This is a genomic window from Pseudoalteromonas sp. HM-SA03 (assembly GCF_002289345.1).
Lineage (GTDB): Bacteria > Pseudomonadota > Gammaproteobacteria > Enterobacterales > Alteromonadaceae > Pseudoalteromonas.
In genome coordinates, this window is record NZ_NSDG01000170.1 from 1 (window position 1) to 339 (window position 339).

The following is a 339-nucleotide window of genomic DNA, read 5'->3' on the forward strand; positions in this document are numbered from 1 at the left end:
AATGTAACAGGAGTCAATTCGTCAATTATATGGTAGGCTTTCTTCCGCTGAACTTTGAATGAAGCTCTGTAGAGTTTTGCTTGCTTGTAGTCTCGCCATTCAACATCCACTTTATGTGGGATTTCAGCACCCCAAAACGATCCTTTTTTCTGAGCATTTCCCCAACAACAGCCTATCACTCCTGCAGGTGGAGAAAATTTATCATCAAACACTATTTTGACCATCAAGTCACTATTTTCATAAGCTGAAATACCTATATCCAACTGTGCTAGCTCGGTATGTGAAGAGCAACTGCAAAGCAGTATTACTGCCAGTAAAACGGTATAGAACTTATTGTTC

The 339-nt window shown here is 39.8% G+C and carries 1 pseudogene; it reads right to left on the reverse strand.

Annotated elements, in window-relative coordinates:
* Nucleotides 1–339, reverse strand: a pseudogene (locus CKO50_RS23160) (hypothetical protein); the annotation flags it as partial.